Origin of the sequence: Brachybacterium halotolerans subsp. kimchii, from assembly GCF_020792675.1 — a bacterium.
Taxonomy (GTDB): Bacteria; Actinomycetota; Actinomycetes; order Actinomycetales; family Dermabacteraceae; genus Brachybacterium; species Brachybacterium halotolerans.
The window spans coordinates 1059938-1081720 of record NZ_CP086254.1; the positions used below are offsets into that span (position 1 = coordinate 1059938).

Below are 21783 nucleotides of genomic sequence, written 5' to 3' on the forward strand. Positions count from 1 at the left end.
GCTCAGACCCGTCGACCGGCGGAGCCCGCCGAGCCCGAGCCGCCCGTCGGCCGAGCCCGACGCGAGGCGAGGTGCTGGATGCCCAGGAACACGAAGGGCACCGCGATGCCGATGCCCTGCACGATCCACCCGGAGATCTGCGCCTTCTGCGCGATGACGGCGGGCATCAGCACTCCCCCGCCGGGGCTGGTGCCCGCGAAGGGGAGCACCATCAGGCCCCAGACGCAGCCGAGCACCACCACGGGCAGCCGTGCGCCGGTCGCGGCCCACAGGAAGGTCGCGGCGGCGAACTGGAAGACGGCGCCGAACACGAGCCCCACGGGCAGGTCGACGCCCGCGACCGTCAGCTCCAGGCGGTGCATCGTCACCAGCAGGAGCACGGAGACCACAGCCACCACGATCGCGGCGATGACCTGGGAGACCCTGGCCGCGATCGAGGCGGTCTCCGGCGCCGTGCGCGCGAGGCCCCCCGGCGCCGTGCGCACGGGGGTGCCCGGCGACGTGCGTCCGGAGGGGCCGGGGGTCACGCGGTGCCCTTGGTCTTCCCGCGCTGCTTGGAGCGCTCCTGGGCGCTGAGGGCGACCTTGCGGATGCGGACGATCTCCGGGGTGACCTCGACGCACTCGTCCTGGTTCGCGAACTCGAGGGACTCCTCGAGGGTGAGCTTGCGCGGCGGCACGAGGTTCTCGAACGCCTCGGAGGAGGCTGCGCGCATGTTCGTCAGCTTCTTCTCCTTGGTGATGTTGACGTCCATGTCCTCGGCGCGCGAGTTCTCGCCGACGATCTGGCCCTCGTAGACCTCGCTCGTGGGCTCGACGAAGAACGAGCCGCGCTCCTGGAGGTTGATCATCGCGTACGGCGTCACGACGCCGGCGCGGTCGGCGACCAGCGAGCCCGAGGTGCGGAACTCGATGTGGCCCATCCAGGGCTCGAAACCGTCGGCGTAGGAGGAGGCGATGCCGTTGCCGCGGGTCTCGGTGAGGAAGCGGGTGCGGAAGCCGATGAGGCCGCGCGAGGGCACCAGGAACTCCATGCGCACCCAGCCGGAGCCGTGGTTGCTCATGGTCTCCATGCGGCCCTTGCGGGAGGCCATCAGCTGGGTGACGGCGCCCAGGTACTCCTCGGGCACGTCGATGGTCATCCGCTCGACGGGCTCGCAGGTCTTGCCGTCGATCTCGCGGGTCAGCACGCGGGGCTTGCCCACGGTGAGCTCGAAGCCCTCGCGGCGCATCTGCTCGACGAGGATGGCGAGCGCGAGCTCGCCGCGGCCCTGGACCTCCCAGGCGTCGGGACGCTCGGTGGGGAGGATCTTCAGGGACACGTTGCCCACGAGCTCGGCGTCGAGGCGGTCCTTGACCTGGCGGGCGGTGAGCTTGTGGCCCTTCCCGTTCTTGCCGGCGAGCGGCGAGGTGTTGATGCCGATGGTCATGGAGATCGCCGGGTCGTCGACCGTGATCAGCGGCAGCGGCCGCGGGTCCTCGACGTCGGTGAGGGTCTCGCCGATCATGATCTCGGGGATGCCGGCGACCGCGACGATGTCGCCCGGGCGGGCCGTGCGGGTCATGGGCTCGCGGGCGAGGCCCTTGGTCTCCAGCAGCTCGGTGATCTTCACGGTCTTCGTCTCGCCGTGGCGGGTGCACCAGGCGACCTGCTCGCCCTTGGTGAGCTCGCCGCTCTTGACGCGCAGCAGGGCGAGGCGGCCCAGGAACGGCGAGGCGTCGAGGTTCGTGACGTGGGCCTGCAGCGGCATCTCGTCGTCGAAGCTCGGCGCGGGGATCGACTCGATGATCGTCTTGAACAGGGGCTCCACGTTCTCGGACGCCGGGAGCTCGCCGTCGGCCGGCTGCTCGAGATCGGCGCGGCCGGCCTTGCCCGAGGCGTAGACGACCGGCACGTCGAGGACGGCATCCAGATCGAGGTCCGGGACCTCGTCGGAGAGGTCGGAGGCCAGGCCCAGCAGCAGATCGGTCGACTCGCCGACGACCTCCTCGATGCGGGCGTCGGGACGGTCCACCTTGTTGACCACGAGGATCACGGGGAGCTTCGCGGCCAGCGCCTTGCGCAGCACGAAGCGGGTCTGCGGGAGCGGGCCCTCCGAGGCGTCCACGAGGAGCACCACGCCGTCGACCATCGAGAGGCCGCGCTCGACCTCTCCGCCGAAGTCGGCGTGGCCGGGGGTGTCGATGACGTTGATGGTGATGCCGTCGGGCTCGCCGTTCGCCGCCGCCGACGGTCCGTGGTACCGGATCGCGGTGTTCTTGGCGAGGATCGTGATGCCCTTCTCGCGCTCGAGCTCACCGGAGTCCATGGCGCGGTCGTCGTGCTTGTCGCGCTCGCCGAGCGCGCCGCCCTGCGTGAGCATGGCATCCACGAGGGTGGTCTTGCCGTGGTCGACGTGGGCGACGATAGCGACATTGCGCAGGTCGGTGCGGTGCTGGAGGGACATGCGGAGGCTGCTCGATTCGTCGTCGGAAGGCGGCGCACTCCTCACGCCGTCGCCCCGCGGCATTCCCGGCAGCGGCCCCTGCGAGGAGGCTCGTGCACGGGTGTCCGGGGCGTGCGGACACGATGCGCCGGGGAGATTCTACCGTCCGACGGGGCCGATCCCGAGGTGCGCTTGGACACGCCGTGCCGAGGCGCCGACGGCAGGCCCAGCACCAGAGCCCACGCCAGGGCGCACGCCGGGGCCCACGCCAGGGCAAACGCAGACGGACCGCCGCCTCCTCGCGGAGCGCGGCGGGCCGTCTGCGGGTGCCGCACGTGGCGGCGGGAGCGGATCGGGCTCGGTCGGGATCAGACGTGCCCGGCGCCGCTGAAGGGATCCTCGGGGTCCCCGCCGAGCGGGTGGTGGCCGTCGGTCCCCTCCCGATCATCGCCTCGCGCGCCGTCGGCCTCGGGGACGTCCGTGTCGACGTCCACCTCGATGGTCTCCGCTCCCGCGAGCGGGATCGAGCCGCCGGGGATCGCCGCGAGCAGGCGCTTGGTGTACTCCTGCTGCGGGTCGTGGAAGACCTCGTCGGTCGAGCCGTGCTCGACGACGCGCCCCTTCTCCATGACCACGGTGTGATCGGCGATCTGGCGCACGACGGCGAGATCGTGGGTGATGAACAGGTAGGACAGCCCCAGCTCGGACTGCAGGTCGTTGAGCAGGTGCAGCACCTGGTCCTGGACCAGCACGTCGAGGGCTGAGACGGCCTCGTCGCACACGACGACCTCGGGATCCAGGGCCAGTGCACGCGCGATCGCGATCCTCTGGCGCTGGCCTCCCGAGAGCTCGTTGGGATAGCGGCGCATCATCGAGGCCGGCAGAGCGACCTTGTCGAGCAGGTCGCGGACCTTCGCCTCACGGGACGACGCATCCCCGATGCCGTGCAGGCGCAACGGCTCCTCGATCGTGCGGAAGATCGAGTACATCGGGTCCAGGGTCCCGTAGGGGTTCTGGAAGATCGGCTGCACGCGGCGGCGCAGCGCCATCATCTCCTTCCCCTTCATCCCGGCGATGTCCTGGCCCTCGAACAGCACCCGGCCCGACGTGGGCTCGAGCAGACGGAGCACCATCTGGGCGACGGTCGACTTCCCGGAGCCGGACTCCCCCACGATCGCCGTGGTCGTGCCGCGGCGCAGGTCGAAGGAGACGTCGTCGACGGCGGTGAAGGGAGTCGTCCTCCACGGCACCTTCCCGCGCAGCGGAAACACCTTGGTGAGGTTCTGGACGCTGATCACCGTGTCCTCGCGGGTGCGCTGCGCATCGGCGCCACGCCCTGCGTCTCCGGCAGGGCCGGCCCCGCCGGCAGGGGCATCCCCGTCGGTCGCACTCTCGGACACCGCGACGGATCCACCGGCCGCACCGTGCGCCGGCTGGTCCGTCGCGTCCTGCGCGTCGCCGTTCTTGGTCGAGACCAGTCGCCGCGAGGCCAGCGAGGGCGCCGCGGCGATCAGCCGCTTCGTGTACGGGTGCTGCGGGTCCTGGAGGATCTGCAGCGCGGGCCCCGATTCGACGATCTGACCCTTGTACATCACGACCAGGTGCTGGGCGCGCTCGGCGGCCAGGCCCAGGTCGTGGGTGATCAGCAGCACCGCGACGCCGAGCTCGGCGGTCAGGGTGTCGAGGTGGTCGAGGATCTGCTGCTGGACGGTGACGTCCAGGGCGCTCGTCGGCTCGTCGGCGATGAGCAGTCGCGGCCTCGCGGCGAGGCCCATGGCGATCAGGGCGCGCTGGCGCATGCCGCCGGAGAACTCGTGCGGGTACTGCCCGGCGCGGCGCTCGGCGTCGGGCAGCCCCGCCTCCTCGAGCAGCTCGATGGTGCGCTTCGTGGCCGCGGCGCCCTTGGCGACGCCGTTGGCGGCGAGCGCCTCGTCGATCTGGGAGCCGACCTTCCACAGCGGGTTGAGGTTGCTCATGGGGTCCTGCGGGACCAGTCCGATCTCGCTGCCGCGCAGGGCGCGGATCTGGCCGAGCGGCACGGAGGTGATGTCCTTGCCGTCGAAGCGGATCGAGCCGCCGGTGACCTTGCCGTTGCTGGGGAGCAGCCGGGCGATGCTCATCGCCGTGGTCGACTTGCCCGAGCCGGACTCGCCGACGATCGCGACGGTCTCTCCCGGGTAGACCTCGAGGTTGGCGCCGCGCACGGCGTGCACGGGCCCGCTGCCGGTCGAGAACGTGATGTCGAGGTCGCGGATCTCGAGCAGCGCGCCGGCCTCGGCGCTGGCGGGCTGATCGCCCGTTCGGGGTGCAGTGGTGGCGCTCATCGCTTCCTCGCCTTGGGATCCAGGGCGTCGCGGACGGCGTCGCCGAGCATGATGAAGCTCAGCACGCAGATCGCGAGCGCCACTGACGGGTAGAACAGCATCATCGGGTTGTTGCGCAGCGCGGGCTGGGCGTCCGAGATGTCGCTGCCCCACGAGATCGAGCCGTTGCCGAGCCCGAGGTAGGACAGGGTCGCCTGGGCGACGATGAACACGCCCAGGTTCACGGTGGCCGTGACGATCACCGGGGCGATCGCGTTGGGCAGCACGTGCTTGGCGAGGTTCGTGAGCTTCCCCGCGCCCAGGGCGGTCGAGGCGGTCACGAAGTCCTGGCTCTTGACCGAGAGCACGGCGCCGCGGGTGATGCGGGCGATGTTCGTCCAGCCGAAGACAGCGAGGATCAGGGCGATCGTGAAGGTGCTGACCCCGCTGCTGAGAGCGGTGAAGGCGACGATCGCGCCGAGCACGAGCGGCAGCGCGAAGAAGATCTCGGTGACGCGGGAGAGGACCTCGTCGATCCAGCCGCCCACGTAGCCGGCGAAGGCCCCGATGACCACGCCGATGACGGTCGAGATGACCATGGCGAAGAAGCCGACGCTCAGCGAGGTGCGCGTGCCGTAGAGGATGCGCGCCCAGACGTCGTACCCCTGGACGGTGGTGCCCAACAGGTGGCCGTCGCCCGGCTTCTGGTTGGAGACGCCGAGGTCGCCCTTGGTGGGGTCGAAGTCGGTGAAGAGCCCGGGGAACGCCGCGATGAACAGCAGCAGGAGGATCAGCAGGGCGGAGATCACGAACACGGGGTTGCGGATCAGGTTGTGCGCGGCCTCGCCCCACATGGAGCGGGGCGCGGCGGTGGTGTCCACCGCGTCGACCTCGCGCAGCGGCGTCTCGTCCAAGGGCGCGACGAAGTGCTCGTCGGCCGGACGCAGGGTGCGGGGGCTGTGATCACTTCGCATGGCGGATCCTCGGGTCGAGCACGGCGTAGAGCAGGTCCACGATGAGGTTGGTGAGCAGGAAGATCATCACCATGATCGTGACCACGGAGACGATCACGGGACTCTCGGACTTGTTGATCGCCTGGTAGAGCACCGATCCGATGCCGTGGATGTTGAAGATGCGCTCGGTGACGATCGCGCCGCCCATGAGGGAGCCGAGGTCGGCGCCGATGAACGTCACCACGGGGATCAGCGAGTTGCGCATGATGTGCTTGGAGATCACGCCGGTGCGCGAGAGCCCCTTGGCGGTCGCGGTGCGCACGTGGTCGGCCGTCGCGACCTCGGTGATCGAGGTGCGGGTCAGCCGCAGGACGTACGCGAAGGAGACGACGCCGAGCACGAACCCTGGCAGCAGGAGGTTCTGGAGGCTCGCGTCGCGTCCGACGTTCACGGGCACCACCCCGAGCTTCACGCCGAGGGTGAACTGGGCGACGAAGCCGATCACGAAGGTGGGGACCGCGATCACCAGCAGCGAGACCATGAGCAGCGTGGTGTCGATCCAGGTGCCCTTCTTGAGGCCCGAGATGACGCCGGCGACGATGCCCAGGATGGTCTCGAAGACCACCGCGATGATCGCGAGGCGGAAGGTCACGGGGAACGCGTCGCGGATCTGCTCGATGATCGGTCGGCCGTTGAAGCCGACGCCGAAGTCGCCGCGCACCACCTTCCCGACGTAGATCAGCCACTGCACGATGAGCGGCTTGTCCAGGTTGTACTGCGATCGGAGCTGGTCCTGCACGGCCGGCGAGAGGGGCTTGTCGCCCATGATCGCCTGGATCGGATCGCCGCCCGCGTAGAACGCCATGACGTAGATCAGCAGGGTCGCGCCGAGGAAGACGGGGATCATCTGCAGCAGTCGCCGCCCGATGTACCAGATCACTGGGTCACCTCAGGTTGATGGGAGAGGACGACGATCGCCGTCCCGGGGAAGTTGGCCGGAGCGCTCGCGCGGGGGCCGCTGATGGCCGCGGCCGGGCCGACGTGGGGGCCGGTGGTCCTGGACGGACCTCGGGGCGGGAAGGGCTCCGTGCCCCTCCCGCCCCGGCATCAGCGGATGCGCGCAGCTCCGTCGATCACTTGGTGATCGCGTAGTACAGCGGGACGGTGTCCCAGCCGTACTTCACGTCGGAGACGTTCTCGGAGAAGCCGCCGAAGGTGTTCTGGTACCACAGCGGGATCGCCGGCAGGTCCTCCATGAGGATCGCCTCGGCCGCCTTGTACTTCTCGATCGCGGCGTCCTCGTCGGCCGCCGAGAGGCCCTCCTTGAGCAGATCGTCGAACTCGGGGTTCTTGTAGTCGCCGTCGTTCGAGCCCTTGCCGTCGGCCGCGGCCGAGGAGTAGAGGGGGCCCAGGAAGTTGTAGGCCGAGGGGTAGTCGGCCTGCCAGCCGGAGCGGAACGCGCCCTTGAGCTCGCGCTTGGTGATCTGCTCGCGGAAGTCGCCGAAGGCCGGGAACGGCTTGCCCTTGGCGGTGATGCCCAGGGTGTTGGCGATCGAGTTGCACACGGCGTCGACCCAGTCCTTGTGCGGGGCGTCGGCGTTGTAGGCCAGGGTGAACTCGCCCTTGAAGGGCTGCTTCTTCTCCGCCTCGGCCCAGAGCTTCTTCGCCTCGGCCTCGTCGAACTCGAGCACCTCGGCGCCCGGGATGTCCTTCTGGCCGCCGCCGGGGATCACCGGGGCGATGAAGTCCGTGGCGGGGGTGCGGGTGCCGTAGAAGAGCTTGTCGCAGATCTGCTTGCGGTTGATCGCGCGGGAGATGGCCTTGCGGCGCAGCGTGCCGGCCTCGCCCGAGAAGTTCGGGTCGTTCTGGGCGATCGTGAAGGACTGGAAGACGGCGCCGGGATCGTTGACCGCGCGGTCGCCCAGGGTGTCCTGGTAGCTCGACAGGGCCGAGGTCGGGATGAGGTCGGTGACGTCGACCTCGCCGGACTCCAGGTCGCCGTACATGGTGTCGTCCGACGAGTAGATCGTGAAGGTGACGCCGGCGTTCTTCGCCTTGCGGGGGCCGTCGTACTTGTCGTTGGGGACGAGCACGATCTGCTGGTCGTGGTCCCAGGTGTCGACCATGTACGGGCCGTTGGAGACCGGCTTCTCGCCGAAGGCCTTGGTGTCGTCGTAGAACGACTCGGGCAGCGGCGAGTAGGCGCTGTAGCCCAGGCGGTTGGGGAAGTCGGACTGCTCGGAGACGAGCTTGACGGTGAAGGTCAGGTCGTCGACGACCTTGAGGCCCGAGAGGGTCTCCTTGCCGGTGGCCTTGTCGGCGCTGACCTTGTCGAAGCCCTCGATGGGCTCGAAGAAGCTCTGGCTCAGCTGGGCGTTCTTGGTGTTCGCGCCAAAGTTCCAGGCGTCGACGAACGACTTCGCGGTCACGGGCGAGTCGTCGGAGAACTTCTGGCCGTCCTTGACCTTGATGGTCCAGGTCTGGTTGTCGTCGGACTCGATCGAGTCGGCGACGTCGTTCTCGACCGTGCCATCGGCCTTGTAGTAGACGAGGCCCGCGAAGACCGAGGTGATGATGCGGCCGCCGCCCACCTCATTGGTGTTGGTCGGGATCAGCGGGTTCTGGGGCTCGGTCTCGTTGGCGTAGACCGGATCGCCCGAGCCGCCGCCGGAGCCGCCGTCGCCGCTGTCGCTCCCGCCGCCGCAGGCGGACAGGGCGAGGGCGGCGGTGCCGGCGGCACCGGTGCCGAGGATCATCGAACGTCGCGAGATGGACATGGACACTCCTTAGTGTCATGGGATGCCGCGGCCGCGTCTGCGGTCGGATCTCCGTACGGGGTCGCGCTCTGGGGATCCGCGAGGATCGTGGCGCGCATCCTCCAGTGTGCACGACGTGACGGGGTGCATAGCGCAAGAAGTGTCCATCCATTGGTCACGATACGGTCACTGCCCCGTCCGTCCGTCGATGCCGGGGAGATGCCGGGGAGCAGGCTGAGAGGACTGAGTTCCCACATCGGGCGCCCTCGCCTCGCACCTGCGGCCCCTCGCGAGCGACAATGGGGCCATGACTTCCGCACAGAACACGCAGACCCCGCAGGACGCGCCCGTCGACCCCACGACGACGGACGCCTGGGAGCAGCTCCTCGCGCACGACGAGTCGCTCGACGGCTCGCTGCGCGAGTGGTTCGACGAGGACCCGCAGCGCGCGGAGCGCCTCACCCACGACGCCGCCGACCTGCACGTGGACCTCTCCAAGAACCTCGTGACCCCCGAGACCGTGGAGCTGCTGCTGCACCTCGCCGAGGAGACCGGCGTGCTCGCGCGCCGCGACGCGATGTTCGCCGGCGAGCACATCAACACCACCGAGGACCGCGCCGTGCTGCACACCGCGCTGCGCCGCCCTGAGGGCGCCTCCCCCGAGCTCGTCGTCGACGGCCAGGACGTCGACCACGACGTGCACGAGACCCTCGCGCGCATCTACGACTTCGCCCGCAAGGTCCGCTCGGGCGAGTGGACCGGCGTGACCGGCAAGAAGATCGAGACCGTCGTGAACATCGGCATCGGCGGCTCCGACCTGGGCCCCGTCATGGTCTACGAGGCGCTCAAGCCGCTCGCCCAGGAGGGCCTGCAGGCGCGCTTCATCTCCAACATCGACCCGACCGACGCGTACGAGACGACCGCGGACCTCGACCCCGAGACGACCCTGGTGATCGTCGCCTCGAAGACCTTCACGACGCTCGAGACGATCACCAACGCGCGCCTGGTGCGCGAGTGGCTGCTCGCGGGACTGCGCGAGAACGCCGGACTCACCGCCGAGCAGGAGAAGGAGGCCGTGGCCAAGCACTTCGTCGCGGTCTCGACCGCGCTCGACAAGGTCGAGGCCTTCGGCATCGACCCCGCCAACGCCTTCGGCTTCTGGAACTGGGTGGGCGGCCGCTACTCCGTGGACTCCGCGATCGGCACCGTGCTCGCCACGGTCCTGGGCCCCGAGGCCTTCGAGGAGCTGCTCGCCGGCTTCCACGCGATGGACGAGCACTTCCGCACCGCCCCCGCCGCGCAGAACGTGCCGCTGCTCATGGGCCTGCTGAACATCTGGAACGTGAACTTCCTGGAGGCGGAGACCCACGCGGTCCTCCCCTACTCCCAGTACCTGCACCGCTTCCCCGCCTACCTCCAGCAGCTGACCATGGAGTCCAACGGCAAGTCGGTGCGCTGGGACGGCTCCACCGTGGTCACCGAGACCGGCGAGGTCTTCTGGGGCGAGCCCGGCACCAACGGGCAGCACGCCTTCTACCAGCTGATCCACCAGGGCACCCGGATCATCCCCGCGGACTTCATCGCCTTCGCGAACCCCGTGCGCCCGCTCAAGGACGGCGAGCAGGACGTGCACGAGCTGTTCCTCGCGAACTTCTTCGCGCAGACCAAGGCCCTGGCCTTCGGCAAGACCGAGGAGGAGGTGCGCGCCGAGGGCACCCAGGGACCGCTCGTGGCCGCCCGCATGTTCTCCGGCGACCGGCCGTCGACCTCGATCATGGCGCCCTCGCTCACCCCGAGCGTGCTGGGCCAGCTGATCGCGCTGTACGAGCACGTCACCTTCGTGGAGGGCTCCGTGTGGGGCATCAACTCCTTCGACCAGTGGGGCGTGGAGCTCGGCAAGCAGCTCGCCAAGGACCTCGCCCCCGCCGTCGCCGGCGACGAGGCCGCCATCGACGCCCAGGACTCCTCGACCGCCGAGCTGATCCGCTACTACCGGGACCACCGCACCGTCTGATCCCGGCCCCGGCGTCGGCGCCCGGCGCCCGGCCGACGGAAGCACCGCGAGAAGTACGAAACGGTTGCCAAGAGCGCTCTTGGCAACCGTTTCGTACTTCTCGTCGATTCGAGGGGCACGGCGCGCCATGCCCCGGCGCCCCTCGCCGATCCCCGCGTCTCATCGGACACCCCGCGGTGGGCCGCGCGATCCGCCGCGAGTACCCTGATCCCAGCGCTCACCGTCGCCGCGGTGGGCGCTTCCGCATTCCGGCCGGTCGCCGCGCTGCGCGCCGCAACCGGTCCGGAGACCCCAGCTCCCCGCGTCAGGACCCCTCCGTGCCCGAGACCCCCACTCCGCGACATCCGTCGACCGACTCCGTGCAGTCGAGTCCGGCGGCCGACCCCGCGCTCGCGGACCCGTCGACCTCCGCGGCCGCGCCCCGCACCGCGCGCCCCGAGGACGAGCGCCTGCCCCTCCCCCGCAGCCTCGTCCACGGCGCCCAGCACGTGCTCTCGATGTACGGCGGCGTGGTCGCCGTCCCGCTGATCGTCGGCGGCGCCGCGGGACTGCCGGGAGACCAGATCGGGGTGCTCGTCGCCTCCGCCCTGTTCGTCTCGGGCGTGACCACGCTCCTGCAGTCCCTGGGCATCCCCTTCTTCGGGGCGAAGCTGCCGCTCGTGCAGGGCACCACCTTCGGCGCGGTCTCGACGATGCTCGTCATCATCGCGGGCGACGGCGGACTCCCCTCGGTGTTCGGGTCGGTGATCGTCGCCGGTGTCGTCGGCTTCCTGCTCGCACCGGTGGTCTCGCGCCTGCAGCCGCTGTTCCCTCCGGTCGTGACCGGCACGATCATCGCCGCGATGGGCATCTCGCTGTTGCCGGTCGCGGCCGGCTGGATCATGGGCACGGAGGGAGCTCCCGGCTACGGCAGCGCCCTGCACCTGGGCCTCGCAGCGCTCACTCTCGTCGCGGTGCTCGTGTTCTCGCGGATCCGGGCGCTCTCGGGCGTCGCGATCCTGTTGGGCATCGCCGTGGGCACCGTGATCGCCGCGATCGTCGGGGCCGCGGACTTCTCCGAGGTCCTCACCGGCAGCGTCGTCGCCCTGCCGCGCCCGTTCGCCTTCGGCGTGCCGACGTTCCATCTCGCGGCCATCGTGCCGATGGTCGTGGTCATCATCGTGACCCTCATGGAGACCACCGCGAACCTGTTCGCGGTCACCAAGGTCGTCGGCACCGACCTGCCCCCTCGGCGCCTGGCCGACGGCCTGCGCGCCGACATGGCTGCGAGCGCACTGGCCCCGCTGGTGAACTCGTTCCCGGCGACCGCGTTCGCGCAGAACATCGGACTGATCTCGGTCACCCGCGTGCGCTCGCGCTTCACCGTGGCCGCGGGCGGCGTCATCCTCGTGCTGCTGGGGCTCGTGCCGCTCCTGGGCCGCGTGGTCGCGGCCGTCCCCCAGCCCGTGCTGGGCGGCGCGGGCCTCGTGCTGTTCGGCTCGGTCGCCGCCGCGGGCATCCGCACCATCGGTGAGGCACCGCGCCGCGACGACCGCGACGCGGGCCACGACACCCTCATCGTCGCGGTCTCGCTGTCCCTCGCCGTGCTCCCGGTCGCCGTCCCTGCGCTCTACGACGCCCTGCCGTCGCTCGCCGCGATGGTCCTCGGCTCCGGCGTGAGCGCCGCCGCCTTCAGCGCCGTGCTGCTGAACCTGCTGCTCAAGGGACGCGGGGGCATCCGCCCCCACGACCACCTCTAGACGGCCCTGAAGGCCCGGCCGCCCGGGTGCTCGGCCACACGCTGGGCCGGGCACCCGGAGCCCGAGCCCGGGCACAAGACATGAGGCCGGCGAACCGAGAACGTGCGTCCTCGGTTCGCCGGCCTCATGTCTTCTGTCCTCGGCCGACGGACCGGCCGCGCCGCTCAGGCGAGGTAGTCGACGTCCTTGGTCTCCGAGCCGATGAACAGCGCGACCAGGGTGACCACGGCCGCCAGTGCGAGGTAGCCGCCGACCAGCCAGAGCTGGCCGCCCATGGCCGTCCACAGGGCGATCAGGGCGTAGGGCGCGGGCGCCGCGCCGATCACCGAGGCCATGTTGTAGCTGACGGCGCTGCCGGTGTAGCGGACGTCGGCCTTGAACATCTCGGGCAGGAACGCCGCCATCGGGCCGAAGGTGAGGCCCATGAGCGTGAAGCCGATGATCAGCGCGGCCATGACGCCCACGGTGCCGCCGCCCACCAGGGGGTGCAGGAGCAGACCGTAGATGCCGATGAGCGCGGTGACGATGAGCAGCATGCGGCGCCGCCCCATGCGGTCGGCGAGCGGACCGGAGACCACGGTGAAGATGCCGAAGAAGACGACGCCGATGATGAGCATGGTCAGGAACGTCGGGCGCGCATAGCCGAGCCCGGGCACGGCCCCGTCGGCCGGCGTGGTGCCGACGACCATGAGGAACGCGGTCATCATGTAGAAGAGCACGTAGGTCGCGACCATGGCGAGGGTCGCGAGGATCAGCGGCTTCCAGGCGGTCTTGAACACGCGGGCGATCGGCACCGAGGCCACGCGCTGCTCGTCGAGGACCTTCTGGAAGGCGGGGGTCTCCATGAGCTTCAGCCGCACCCACAGGCCCACGATCACGAGCGCCGCGGAGAACAGGAACGGCAGGCGCCAGCCCCAGGAGGCGAACTGGGCGTCGGTCATGGTGAGGCTGAGGATCACGAACAGGATGTTCGAGAGGATGAAGCCGATCGGCGCGCCGAGCTGCGGGAAGGTGCCGTAGAGGGCCCGCTTGCCGGCGGGCGCGTTCTCGGTCGCGAGCAGCGCGGCACCGGACCATTCGCCGCCCAGGCCCACACCCTGGCAGAAGCGCAGGAGCACGAGGATCGCGGGCGCGAGGATCGTGAAGCCGGGGGCGGAAGCGGTGGGCAGCACGCCGATGAGGAAGGTCGCGATGCCCATCACCAGCAGGCTCGCCACGAGCGTGCGCTTGCGGCCGATGCGGTCGCCGAAGTGCCCGAAGATGATCGAGCCGATGGGGCGCGCGAAGAACGCGACGCCGAAGATGGCGAAGGAGCTCAGCAGCTGCGTCGTGGGCGTCTCGTTCGGGAAGAAGAGCGCGGGGAAGACCAGCGAGGCCGCAGTCGCGTACGCGTAGAAGTCGAAGAACTCGATGGTCGTGCCGACCATGGAGGCGACGATCACGCGTCCGCGCGTGTTCGCGGGGGCTGCGTCGGGTGCATTCGGCTCGGAGGGGGCCGACGTCGTCGGGGCGGGATAATGCGTCACGATCGGCGAATTTACGCCCAAGTCTCGGCATGCGGAATAGTGTCCGAAATATGGAAGCCTGGTGTCCGTGACCGGCCGCCGAGTTCCGGTGACGCGGCCCACGCACCGGTGACCGACCGCACGCACCTTCGTCCACAGCCGCCCTGCGGCCTGTCCTCTGCCGCTCTAGTCTGTCGCTGTGCCCTCTGCGAACACGCGTGATCTGACCCCCGAGGAGGCCCGTGCCCGCCTCGAGGAGGTCCTCGAGGTGTACCGCGCCGCGTGGGACGCGAGCGCGTCCCTTCTCGATCATCTGCGCGGTCGGATCCGCCATTCGCTCTCGCTGGTCCCTGGCACGCGGATCGCCGTGGTGGAGGACGAGCAGACCTCGCAGCTGCACTCCATGTTGTTCGGGCACGCATACCACCCGAGCTCCTGGTGGCCGCGGCAGGTGCAGGGCGCGCTCGAAACAGCAGGACTCGCGGACTGGACGCGCGACGCCTTCGAGGTGGTCGAGGTCGCCACCGCCCCCTGGGCGCGCGGACGCGGCTTCGCCCGCGCGCTCCTCGAGCATCTGCACGCGACGATGCCCCAGACCACGTCGCTGCTGTCGACGGGCCCCGACAATCCGGCGCGGGCCCTCTACCGTCGCTGCGGCTACGTGGAGCTGCTGCCGAACTTCCGCTACGAGGTCACCGGCTCCCCCGCCGTCGTCCTCGGCTACCGACGCGCCTGAGGCCGGTCGACCCGGAGGGCCGACGGGCCTGAGAGCCCACGCACCTGAGAGCCGCCGGTCCGGCGGTCCGCCCGGCCCCTCACTTCTCACGCCCGGCCGCTCACTCCCCGCGCTCGGCGCCGATCTCTCCGAGGAGCGCCCGCGCGTAGGAGCCGTGCACGGACTCGTCGTCCGAGGGGTGGTAGAGGCCGGCGCGCACGTCCCGCGAGAGCCTCTCGAGCTCCGAGGTACGCGAGAAGTGCGCGCCGCCGCTCGCGCGGAGCACCTGGTCGACCGCGCCGATCGCGGCCTCGGTCGCGCGGTGCTTCACGCCCGAGAGCTGCAGGAACCAGCGCGTCCCGTGGTCCACGGTCCCCGGCCCACCCGTGTCCGTGCCCGTCCCCAGCGCGTCGAGGTCGGCGACCAGCTTCTCGATCTGCAGCACCGATCCGTCCAGGGCGATCGCCGCGCCGGCGAGGCGACGGCGCACGTCCGGGTCGTCGGCGAGGACGATGCCGCGTGTGACGCTGCGGCGCCGCGACGCGATCTGCGTGCCCAGCTCGACGGCGCGTTCGGCCAGTCCCGTGTACACGGACGCCAGGAGCAGCTCGAAGGACCCGAAGATCCCGACCACGAAGGGGTCGGTGTTGGGTCCTACGGGCGTCCGGGTGATGACGTCCTCGGGCGCGAGGCGGGCGCCGTGCAGGCGGGTGGTGCGCGACTGCGTGGCGCGCATGCCGTGGGTGTCCCAGTCCTCGAGCGTCTCGACCGCGTCGGTGCGCTCGATCGAGCCGAGGACGAGCGGGAGGTCGACGTCGTCCCCCGGGATCCTCCCGTGCACGACCAGCCGGTCCCACACGGGGGCGAGCGAGGTGAAGATTTTGGTGCCCTCGAGCAGGTATCCGCCCTGGCCGTCGCTGCGGGCGACGGTCTGGGAGTCGAAGAGCATCGCCTCGTTGCCGGGTTCGGAGATGCCGAAGGCGAGGAGGCGTCCCGCGAGCGCGTGCTCGAGGAGCGGATCAGCCCCTTCGACGCCCAGGCGCTGGGCGTGCAGGGCGGCGCCGGTGATCACGAGGTGCATGTTCATGGCGAGGGCGGTCGCGGGCGCGGCGCCCGCGAGGCGACGCTGGATGCGGCTCGCCTCCAGCAGGCTCGCGCCGATCCCGCCGAGCTCGCGGGGCACGAGCAGGCGCAGGTAGCCGAGCTCCCGGAGATCCTCGAGGTCATCGCGGGGGAAGGTGTTCTCGCGGTCGTGGACCGCGGCGCGCTCGCGGAAGCTGCGCAGCAGCGGATCGGGCAGGAGGGCGGCGGCGTCGACGGTCATGGCCCCACCGTAGGCCAGGCGCGGGCCGCTCAGGCCGGGCCCGTGTCCTCGAGGGTCGCGACGACGGCCCGATGGTCCGATGCCTTCCCCGGTGGCACCTCGACGGCGCGCGCGACGAGCGGCCCGTGGACCCAGATCCCGTCGATCCTCCGCACCGGGAACACGGCGGGGAACGATCCGCGCACCCCAGCGCTCACGGTCCGGCCCGTGCCCGGGAGCCGCGAGACCACGGCCGCGACCACGTTCGAGGCCGCCGAGACCACCGCGGTGGTCGCGACGGCGAGCGCCGGCGAGCGCAGCGCCGCCGTGAGGGTCCTTCCCACGCGCCCGGCCGCCGATGCGCCGCCGATGGCATGGACCTCCGAGACCTCGCCGTCCGAGGTACGGATGTTGCGGCCACCGCCGACCGGGGCCCGGCCACTCGCCTCGAGGGCCGCGTCGCGCCAGCCCGCGGCGGCGAGAAGCCGCATCTCGAGGGCGCTCTGATCGGCGTTCATGTCTCCGAGCAGCAGTGCGGGAGGAGCGGCGGAGCCGTCGACGCCCGATGCGTCGACGCCCGATCCGTGCAGGTCCTGTGCCCGCCGGGCCGCGAGCTCGAGGATCCGCCCGATCTGCGCGCGGCGATGCTCGGGGCGCTCCGTGTCCAGGTGCGTGACGAGGACGGTGAGATCGGGGCTCGCCGGCGCGTCCGCGGGATCGGACCGGTCCCCCGCCGAAGCGTCCGCGGGGCCGGCCTCGTCCCGCGCCGTGCGCACGCTCGCGCACAGCACGGCGCGCGGTTCGCGCAGCGGCCCGAGGCCGGGAGCGGCGGGCAGCAGGTGCGTCTCGGACTCGAGGATCCGTCCTCGGGCCAGCAGTGCGACCCCGTACTGGCGCCGGGGCCCGTCGGGGTCCGTCCCCGGGCGGTCGATGGCCGGCGCGAAGGCCACGTCCATCCCGAGCACCTCGGCGAGCGCCCGGGCCTGGTCCTCGCCCGCGGAGCGGTCGCCGAAGGCGACGTCGACCTCCTGCAGGCCCACGACGTCCGCGTCCAGTGCGCGGATCTCCGCCGCGGTGCGGGCGAGGTCGAGGTGGTCGTCGGCCGAGGCGCCGTGATGGATGTTGAACGTCGCCGCGCGCAGCGTCCCCGCTCGTCCGGCCTGTCCGCCCCGTCCGCCACGCCCGGTCCGCCCCGCGTGCGCGCTCATCAGTGCAGGCAGCCGGGGCCCAGCAGAGCCTTGAGCGAGGCGTAGAGCGCGGCCGACGGCGAGACCGCGAGCCTGCGGTCGAGCTCCATGAGCGTGGAGCGTCCGGGCTCCTGGAGCTTCAGCCGCACCTCGCTCATGCCGCGGTTGTCCTCGAGCACGCCGCGCAGGTCCTCGGCGATCCGCTGGGTGAAGCGGGCCGCGGGCACGGTGATGATCACGGGGCCGTCGGTCCCCATCGAGCTGGAGGTGTCGGGGATCGTCATCTCCATGACGCGCATCTCGGGCATGCCCTTGGAGGTGTCGACGCGGCCCTTCATGGAGACCACGAGGTCCTCGGCGAGCTCGGTCGCGACGGTCTGGTAGGTGGTCGGGAACAGCAGGCAGTCGATCGCACCCTCGAGGTCCTCGACCGTGGCGATCGCCCACATGTCGCCCTTCTTGGTGGTCTTGCGCTGCAGGCCCGTGATGAGGCCGGCGATCGTGACCATCGTGCCGTCCTCGATCGCGCCGTCGTCCGCCAGGGAGCTGATCGTGGTCGTCGAGTTCTGGGCGATGATGTGCTCGAGCCCGTGCAGCGGGTGGTCCGAGACGTACAGGCCCAGCATGTTGCGCTCGAAGGCGAGCTTCTCCTTGCGGTCCCACTCGGGGACCTCGGGGATCGTGATGGTCGCCGAGGACCCGGAGGCCTCGTCGCCGTCCTCCCCGCCGCCGAAGAGGTCGGAGCCGAACAGGTCGTACTGGCCCTGGGCCTCCTTGCGCTTGACGCCGACGACGGAGTCCACGGCGTCCTCGTGGATGAGGACGAGGGAGCGGCGGTTGGCGCCCAGGGAGTCGAAGGCGCCGCCCTTGATGAGGGACTCGATGGTGCGCTTGTTGCACACGGTGAGCGGGACCTTGTCCAGGAAGTCGGTGAAGGACGTGAAGGCGCCCTTCTCCTCGCGGGCCTGCAGGATCGCCTCGACGACGTTCGCGCCCACGTTGCGGATCGCGGAGAGCCCGAAGCGGATGTCGTCGCCGACGGCCGAGAAGTACATGTCGGACTCGTTGACGTCCGGGGGCAGCACGGTGATGCCGTGGTGGCGGCAGTCGCCGAGGTAGAAGCCGAGGCGGTCGCGGTTCTCCTGGGTGGAGGTGAGCAGGGCCGCCATGTACTCGGTCGGGAAGTGCGCTTTGAGGTAGGCCGTCCAGTAGGAGACCACGCCGTAGGCGGCGGAGTGCGACTTGTTGAACGCGTAGTCCGCGAAGGGCAGCAGCGTGTCCCAGAGGGCCTTGATGGCGGCGGCGGAGTAGCCGCGCTCCTTCATGCCTGCCTCGAAGGAGACGTACTGCTTGTCCAGCTCCGCCTTCTTCTTCTTGCCCATCGCGCGGCGCAGGATGTCGGCCTCGCCGAGCGAGTACCCGGCGACCTTCTGGGCGATCTGCATGACCTGCTCCTGATAGACGATCAGGCCGTAGGTCTCGGCGAGGACCTCCTGCAGGGGCTCCTCGAGCTCGGGATGGATGGGGGTGATGTCCTGCAGCCCGTTCTTGCGCAGGGCGTAGTTCGTGTGCGAGTTCATGCCCATCGGGCCCGGGCGGTAGAGCGCGCCGAGCGCGGAGATGTCGCCGAACTTGTCGGGCTTCATCTGCCGGCAGAGCTCTCGGTAGCCGGCGGAGTCGAACTGGAACACGCCCGCGGTGTCGCCGCGCTGGAGCAGGGTGTACGGGGCGGGATCGTCGAACTCGAGCGTCTCCAGGTCCGGGGCGGTCTTCCCGTTCTTCCCGATGTTGTCGAGCGCGTCGGAGACGATCGTGAGGTTGCGCAGCCCCAGGAAGTCCATCTTCAGCAGCCCGAGCGCCTCGCACTCGGGGTACTCGAACTGGGTGATGACCTGGCCGTCCGAGGGACGGCGCATGATCGGGATGATGTCCGTCAGGGTGTGGCTGGACATGATGATCCCGCAGGCGTGCACGCCCCAGCCGCGGGCCAGTCCCTCGACGCCCTTGGCGATCTCGAGGACGCGCTGCGCGTCGGGGTTCTCGTCGACCACGCGGCGGAACTCGCCCGCCTCGGCGTAGCGCTTGTGCTCGGGGTCGTGGATGCCCGAGAGCGGGATGTCCTTGCCCATGACCGAGGGCGGCAGCGCCTTGGAGAGCATGTCGCCCATCGCGTACGGGTAACCCAGCACGCGCGAGGCGTCCTTGAGGGAGTTCTTCGTCTTCATGACGCCGAAGGTCACCAGCTGGGAGACCTTGTCGTCGCCGTACTTGCGGGTCACGTACTCGATGACCTCGCCGCGGCGGCGATCATCGAAGTCGACGTCGAAGTCGGGCATGGAGACGCGGTCGGGGTTCAGGAAGCGCTCGAACAGCAGGCCGTGCTCGAGGGGGTTCAGGTCGGTGATGCGCATGGCGTAGGCGACCATCGAGCCGGCGCCCGAGCCGCGGCCCGGCCCCACGCGGATCCGGTTCTCCTTGGCCCACTTGATGAAGTCGGAGACGACGAGGAAGTAGCCCGGGAAGCCCATCTGGGTGATGATCCCGGTCTCGTACTCGGCCTGCTTCTTCACATCGTCCGGGATGCCCTGCGGGAAGCGGTACTCGAGCCCCCGCTGGACCTCCTTGATGAACCACGAGTGCTCGTCCTCGCCGGGCGGGCAGGGGAAGACGGGCATGAAGTTCGCGCCCTCGGCGGTCGTCGTGAAGGAGACCTCGCACATCTCGGCGATCTTCAGGGTGTTGTCGCAGGCCTCGGGCAGCTCGCGGAACAGCTCGCGCATCTCGCGGGCGGACTTCAGGTAGTAGCCGGAGCCGCCGAACTTGAAGCGCCCGGGAGTGTCGAAGGTGGAGCCCGAGTTGATGCACAGCAGGGCGTCCTGGATCTTCGCGTCCTCCTCCGTGACGTAGTGGAGGTCGTTGGTCGCCAGCAGCGGCGCGCCGATGTGCTTCGAGAGCTCGATGAGCTCCTTGGTCACGCGCTTCTCGAGATCGAGGCCGTGGTCCATGAGCTCGACGAAGTAGTTCTCCTTGCCGAACATGTCCTGGAACTCGCCGGCGGCCTTCACGGCCTCGTCCCACTGGCCCAGGCGGAGGCGGGTCTGCACCTCGCCCGAGGGGCAGCCGGTGGAGGCGATCAGACCCCCCGAGTACTTCTGCAGGATCTCGCGGTCCATGCGCGGCCACTTGCCCATCTGCCCGTCGAGCGAGGCCTCCGAGGCCAGGCGGAACAGGTTGTGCATGCCCTCGGTCGAGCGCGAGAGCAGGGTGAGGTGCGTGTAGGCGCCGCGGGCGGAGACGTCGTCCCCGGCCTCCTGCTGGGCCTTCGTGCCCCACTGCACACGGGTGCGGTCGTGACGGCTGGTCCCCGGGGTCACGTAGGCCTCGACGCCGATGATCGGCTTCACGCCGGCGGCCGTCGCGGTCTTGTAGAACTCGTAGGCGCCGAACACGTATCCGTGGTCGGTGATCGCGATGGCCTTCTGGTCCTGGCGGACCACCTCGTCGATGAGTTTGTCGACCTTCGCGGCCCCGTCCAGCAACGAGTAGTCGGTATGGACGTGGAGGTGAACGAAGTCGTCGGCCATGCGCTCCAGCGTACTGGTGAGGGCCGACGGACGGGCCGTCCCGGCGGGCCTCGGAAGGGTCGGGGAGGTCACCCCGGCGCGTCGGGCGCGTCGGGAATGCGGGCGGGGTTCCGGGCGTTCGCGGCGGGCGTCCGGGGCGGCGCGGTCGACGCTCCGAGGGGCGGTCGACGCTCCGGGGCCCTGCCTGTCCCCTGTGTCCTGTGCCCTGTCTCCGACCCCTGGTCACCGGTCAAGGGTCACCGGCCACCGGTCACAGGCCACGGGTCACCGGACACCGACAACGGCCAGCGGTGCGGGCCGCGGGCCACCGGTCCCGCTGTCACCGACCGGCATATACCGGACACCTCTGCCATATATGCCAGAGAGGTCGCACCGGCGCCGGTGCGCGACGACTCGAATGCGTCCGACGGTCCCCTCGCCGAGCGGAACCGTGGGCCCAGGCACCGGGGTCGGGTGTCCCCGTCGACCCACCCGCCGGGCTCACCCGTCGGACGGCCTCCCCGCGCTCCCGTCTTCTCCAGCCGACCCGTCCTCCTCGGCCTCCTGCTCTCGGCGCATGCCGGTGAGCAGCTGGTCGAGGTAGTCGTGGACGTCCTCGTAGCTGAGGTGGCGCTCGTCGCGGCGGGGAGGGATGCCGCCCACGAAGGCGCCGCCGTGCCAGGCCATCGAGTCGTCGGGCAGGGTGGGATCGTCGTCGCGCCAGAGGTCCAGGGGGATGGAGTGCGCGGCGAGGTCGCGGGCGATCTCGTCGGCCTTCGCGGGATCGCCCGAGCGCTGCATGACCTGCATCAGCAGGGACTGGGCGGCCCAGGCGGAGGCCTCGTCGCCGCCGGGATCCACGGACTCCTGGACGAGGCCCAGGAAGCTCGCGGCCAGATCGTCCTCGCGGTTCTCGTAGAGGTCCTTGGCCACGCGCAGGGCGATCCTGGGCACGTCCTCGCGCTGCTCCCAGAGCGCGGCCGCGCCGAGCAGCGCCATGCCCGTGCCCGTGGGGAACTCGGGGTCCATGGCGATCGCCGAGCGCGGCATGCGGCCCGCGCGCCGGTCGTCGTCGGCCTCGAGGAAGGCGCGGCCGGCCTCGGTGATGGCCTGGTGCATGCGCTCCTCGTCGTGGAGGATCACTTCGGCATCGGCAGGATCCAGCCCGAGCAGCCGGGCCACGCGGCCGACGGGGAAGCCGGGCCTCGCGAGCGCACGCTCATGGGGAGGGATCAGGGATGTGCCCGCGTCGGGGTCGGGTCGCTCCTCGCTCATGCCTCGACCGTACAGGCCTCGGTGACCCGCACCCGGCATCGGTCC

14 protein-coding genes are annotated in these 21783 nt (G+C 70.5%); 3 read left to right on the forward strand and 11 right to left on the reverse strand.

Annotated features, from left to right (window positions below; all coding sequences use genetic code 11):
* Positions 1–2: 2 nt before the first annotated feature.
* The 6 genes from Bra3105_RS04770 to Bra3105_RS04795 form a co-directional block, all read right to left on the reverse strand.
* The gene (locus Bra3105_RS04770; protein ID WP_228358817.1) at positions 3–527 is read right to left on the reverse strand and encodes a hypothetical protein; all 525 of its coding nucleotides are present in this window, start codon (positions 525–527) and stop codon (positions 3–5) included.
* Positions 524–2446, reverse strand: coding sequence for a translational GTPase TypA (typA, locus tag Bra3105_RS04775; protein WP_200501101.1), 1923 nt, complete (start codon positions 2444–2446; stop codon positions 524–526). Before typA ends, Bra3105_RS04770 begins: the two co-directional genes overlap by 4 nt.
* A gap of 347 nt (positions 2447–2793) precedes the next feature.
* A complete protein-coding gene (locus tag Bra3105_RS04780) occupies positions 2794–4749 on the reverse strand; it encodes an ABC transporter ATP-binding protein (RefSeq protein ID WP_228358818.1) in 1956 nt (651 codons plus the stop codon).
* A complete protein-coding gene (locus Bra3105_RS04785; RefSeq protein WP_228358819.1) occupies positions 4746–5702 on the reverse strand; it encodes an ABC transporter permease in 957 nt (318 codons plus the stop codon). The genes Bra3105_RS04780 and Bra3105_RS04785 overlap by 4 nt, the downstream gene beginning before the upstream one ends.
* Positions 5692–6621, reverse strand: a complete 930-nt coding sequence (locus Bra3105_RS04790; protein ID WP_200501104.1) for an ABC transporter permease — start codon at positions 6619–6621, stop codon at positions 5692–5694. Before Bra3105_RS04790 ends, Bra3105_RS04785 begins: the two co-directional genes overlap by 11 nt.
* A gap of 193 nt (positions 6622–6814) precedes the next feature.
* Positions 6815–8458, reverse strand: coding sequence for a peptide ABC transporter substrate-binding protein (locus Bra3105_RS04795; RefSeq protein ID WP_200501105.1), 1644 nt, complete (start codon positions 8456–8458; stop codon positions 6815–6817).
* Positions 8459–8744: 286 nt separating this feature from the next.
* On the opposite strand from Bra3105_RS04795, the gene pgi reads away from it, so the two are divergent.
* Both pgi and Bra3105_RS04805 read left to right on the forward strand, forming a co-directional pair.
* Entirely contained in the window at positions 8745–10451 is a 1707-nt protein-coding gene (pgi, locus tag Bra3105_RS04800; RefSeq protein ID WP_228358820.1) for a glucose-6-phosphate isomerase, read from the forward strand.
* 317 nt (positions 10452–10768) lie between these two features.
* Positions 10769–12190, forward strand: a complete 1422-nt coding sequence (locus Bra3105_RS04805; protein WP_228358821.1) for a nucleobase:cation symporter-2 family protein — start codon at positions 10769–10771, stop codon at positions 12188–12190.
* A 164-nt stretch (positions 12191–12354) separates the two neighbouring features.
* Here the strand turns inward: Bra3105_RS04805 and Bra3105_RS04810 are convergent, their stop codons facing one another.
* Entirely contained in the window at positions 12355–13716 is a 1362-nt protein-coding gene (locus tag Bra3105_RS04810) for an MFS transporter (protein ID WP_228358822.1), read from the reverse strand.
* 178 nt (positions 13717–13894) lie between these two features.
* On the opposite strand from Bra3105_RS04810, the gene Bra3105_RS04815 reads away from it, so the two are divergent.
* On the forward strand, positions 13895–14431 hold the full coding sequence (locus tag Bra3105_RS04815) for a GNAT family N-acetyltransferase (protein ID WP_228358823.1): 537 nt from the start codon (positions 13895–13897) through the stop codon (positions 14429–14431).
* A 100-nt stretch (positions 14432–14531) separates the two neighbouring features.
* Here Bra3105_RS04815 and Bra3105_RS04820 read toward each other — a convergent pair whose 3' ends face one another.
* The 4 genes from Bra3105_RS04820 to Bra3105_RS04835 all read right to left on the reverse strand — a co-directional run bounded on the left by Bra3105_RS04820 (position 14532) and on the right by Bra3105_RS04835 (position 21738).
* Positions 14532–15734 carry an acyl-CoA dehydrogenase family protein gene (locus Bra3105_RS04820; protein ID WP_228358824.1) on the reverse strand — a complete coding sequence of 401 codons (1203 nt, stop codon included), beginning with the start codon at positions 15732–15734 and terminating at the stop codon, positions 14532–14534.
* A 29-nt stretch (positions 15735–15763) separates the two neighbouring features.
* Positions 15764–16921 carry an endonuclease/exonuclease/phosphatase family protein gene (locus Bra3105_RS04825; RefSeq protein WP_228358825.1) on the reverse strand — a complete coding sequence of 386 codons (1158 nt, stop codon included), beginning with the start codon at positions 16919–16921 and terminating at the stop codon, positions 15764–15766.
* Positions 16921–20484, reverse strand: coding sequence for a DNA polymerase III subunit alpha (dnaE, locus tag Bra3105_RS04830; protein WP_228358826.1), 3564 nt, complete (start codon positions 20482–20484; stop codon positions 16921–16923). Before dnaE ends, Bra3105_RS04825 begins: the two co-directional genes overlap by 1 nt.
* Positions 20485–20964: 480 nt before the next feature.
* Entirely contained in the window at positions 20965–21738 is a 774-nt protein-coding gene (locus Bra3105_RS04835; RefSeq protein ID WP_228358827.1) for a hypothetical protein, read from the reverse strand.
* Positions 21739–21783 lie beyond the last annotated feature (45 nt).

Excerpts from the sequence above, each read along its gene's own strand:
- typA (WP_200501101.1), bottom strand. The coding sequence starts at position 2,446 with ATGTCCCTCCAGCACCGCACCGACCTGCGCAATGTCGCTATCGTCGCC.
- Bra3105_RS04825 (WP_228358825.1), bottom strand. The coding sequence starts at position 16,921 with ATGAGCGCGCACGCGGGGCGGACCGGGCGTGGCGGACGGGGCGGACAG.
- Bra3105_RS04780 (WP_228358818.1), bottom strand. The coding sequence starts at position 4,749 with ATGAGCGCCACCACTGCACCCCGAACGGGCGATCAGCCCGCCAGCGCC.
- dnaE (WP_228358826.1), bottom strand. The coding sequence starts at position 20,484 with ATGGCCGACGACTTCGTTCACCTCCACGTCCATACCGACTACTCGTTG.
- Bra3105_RS04820 (WP_228358824.1), bottom strand. The coding sequence starts at position 15,734 with ATGACCGTCGACGCCGCCGCCCTCCTGCCCGATCCGCTGCTGCGCAGC.
- pgi (WP_228358820.1), top strand. The coding sequence starts at position 8,745 with ATGACTTCCGCACAGAACACGCAGACCCCGCAGGACGCGCCCGTCGAC.
- Bra3105_RS04835 (WP_228358827.1), bottom strand. The coding sequence starts at position 21,738 with ATGAGCGAGGAGCGACCCGACCCCGACGCGGGCACATCCCTGATCCCT.
- Bra3105_RS04795 (WP_200501105.1), bottom strand. The coding sequence starts at position 8,458 with ATGTCCATCTCGCGACGTTCGATGATCCTCGGCACCGGTGCCGCCGGC.
- Bra3105_RS04785 (WP_228358819.1), bottom strand. The coding sequence starts at position 5,702 with ATGCGAAGTGATCACAGCCCCCGCACCCTGCGTCCGGCCGACGAGCAC.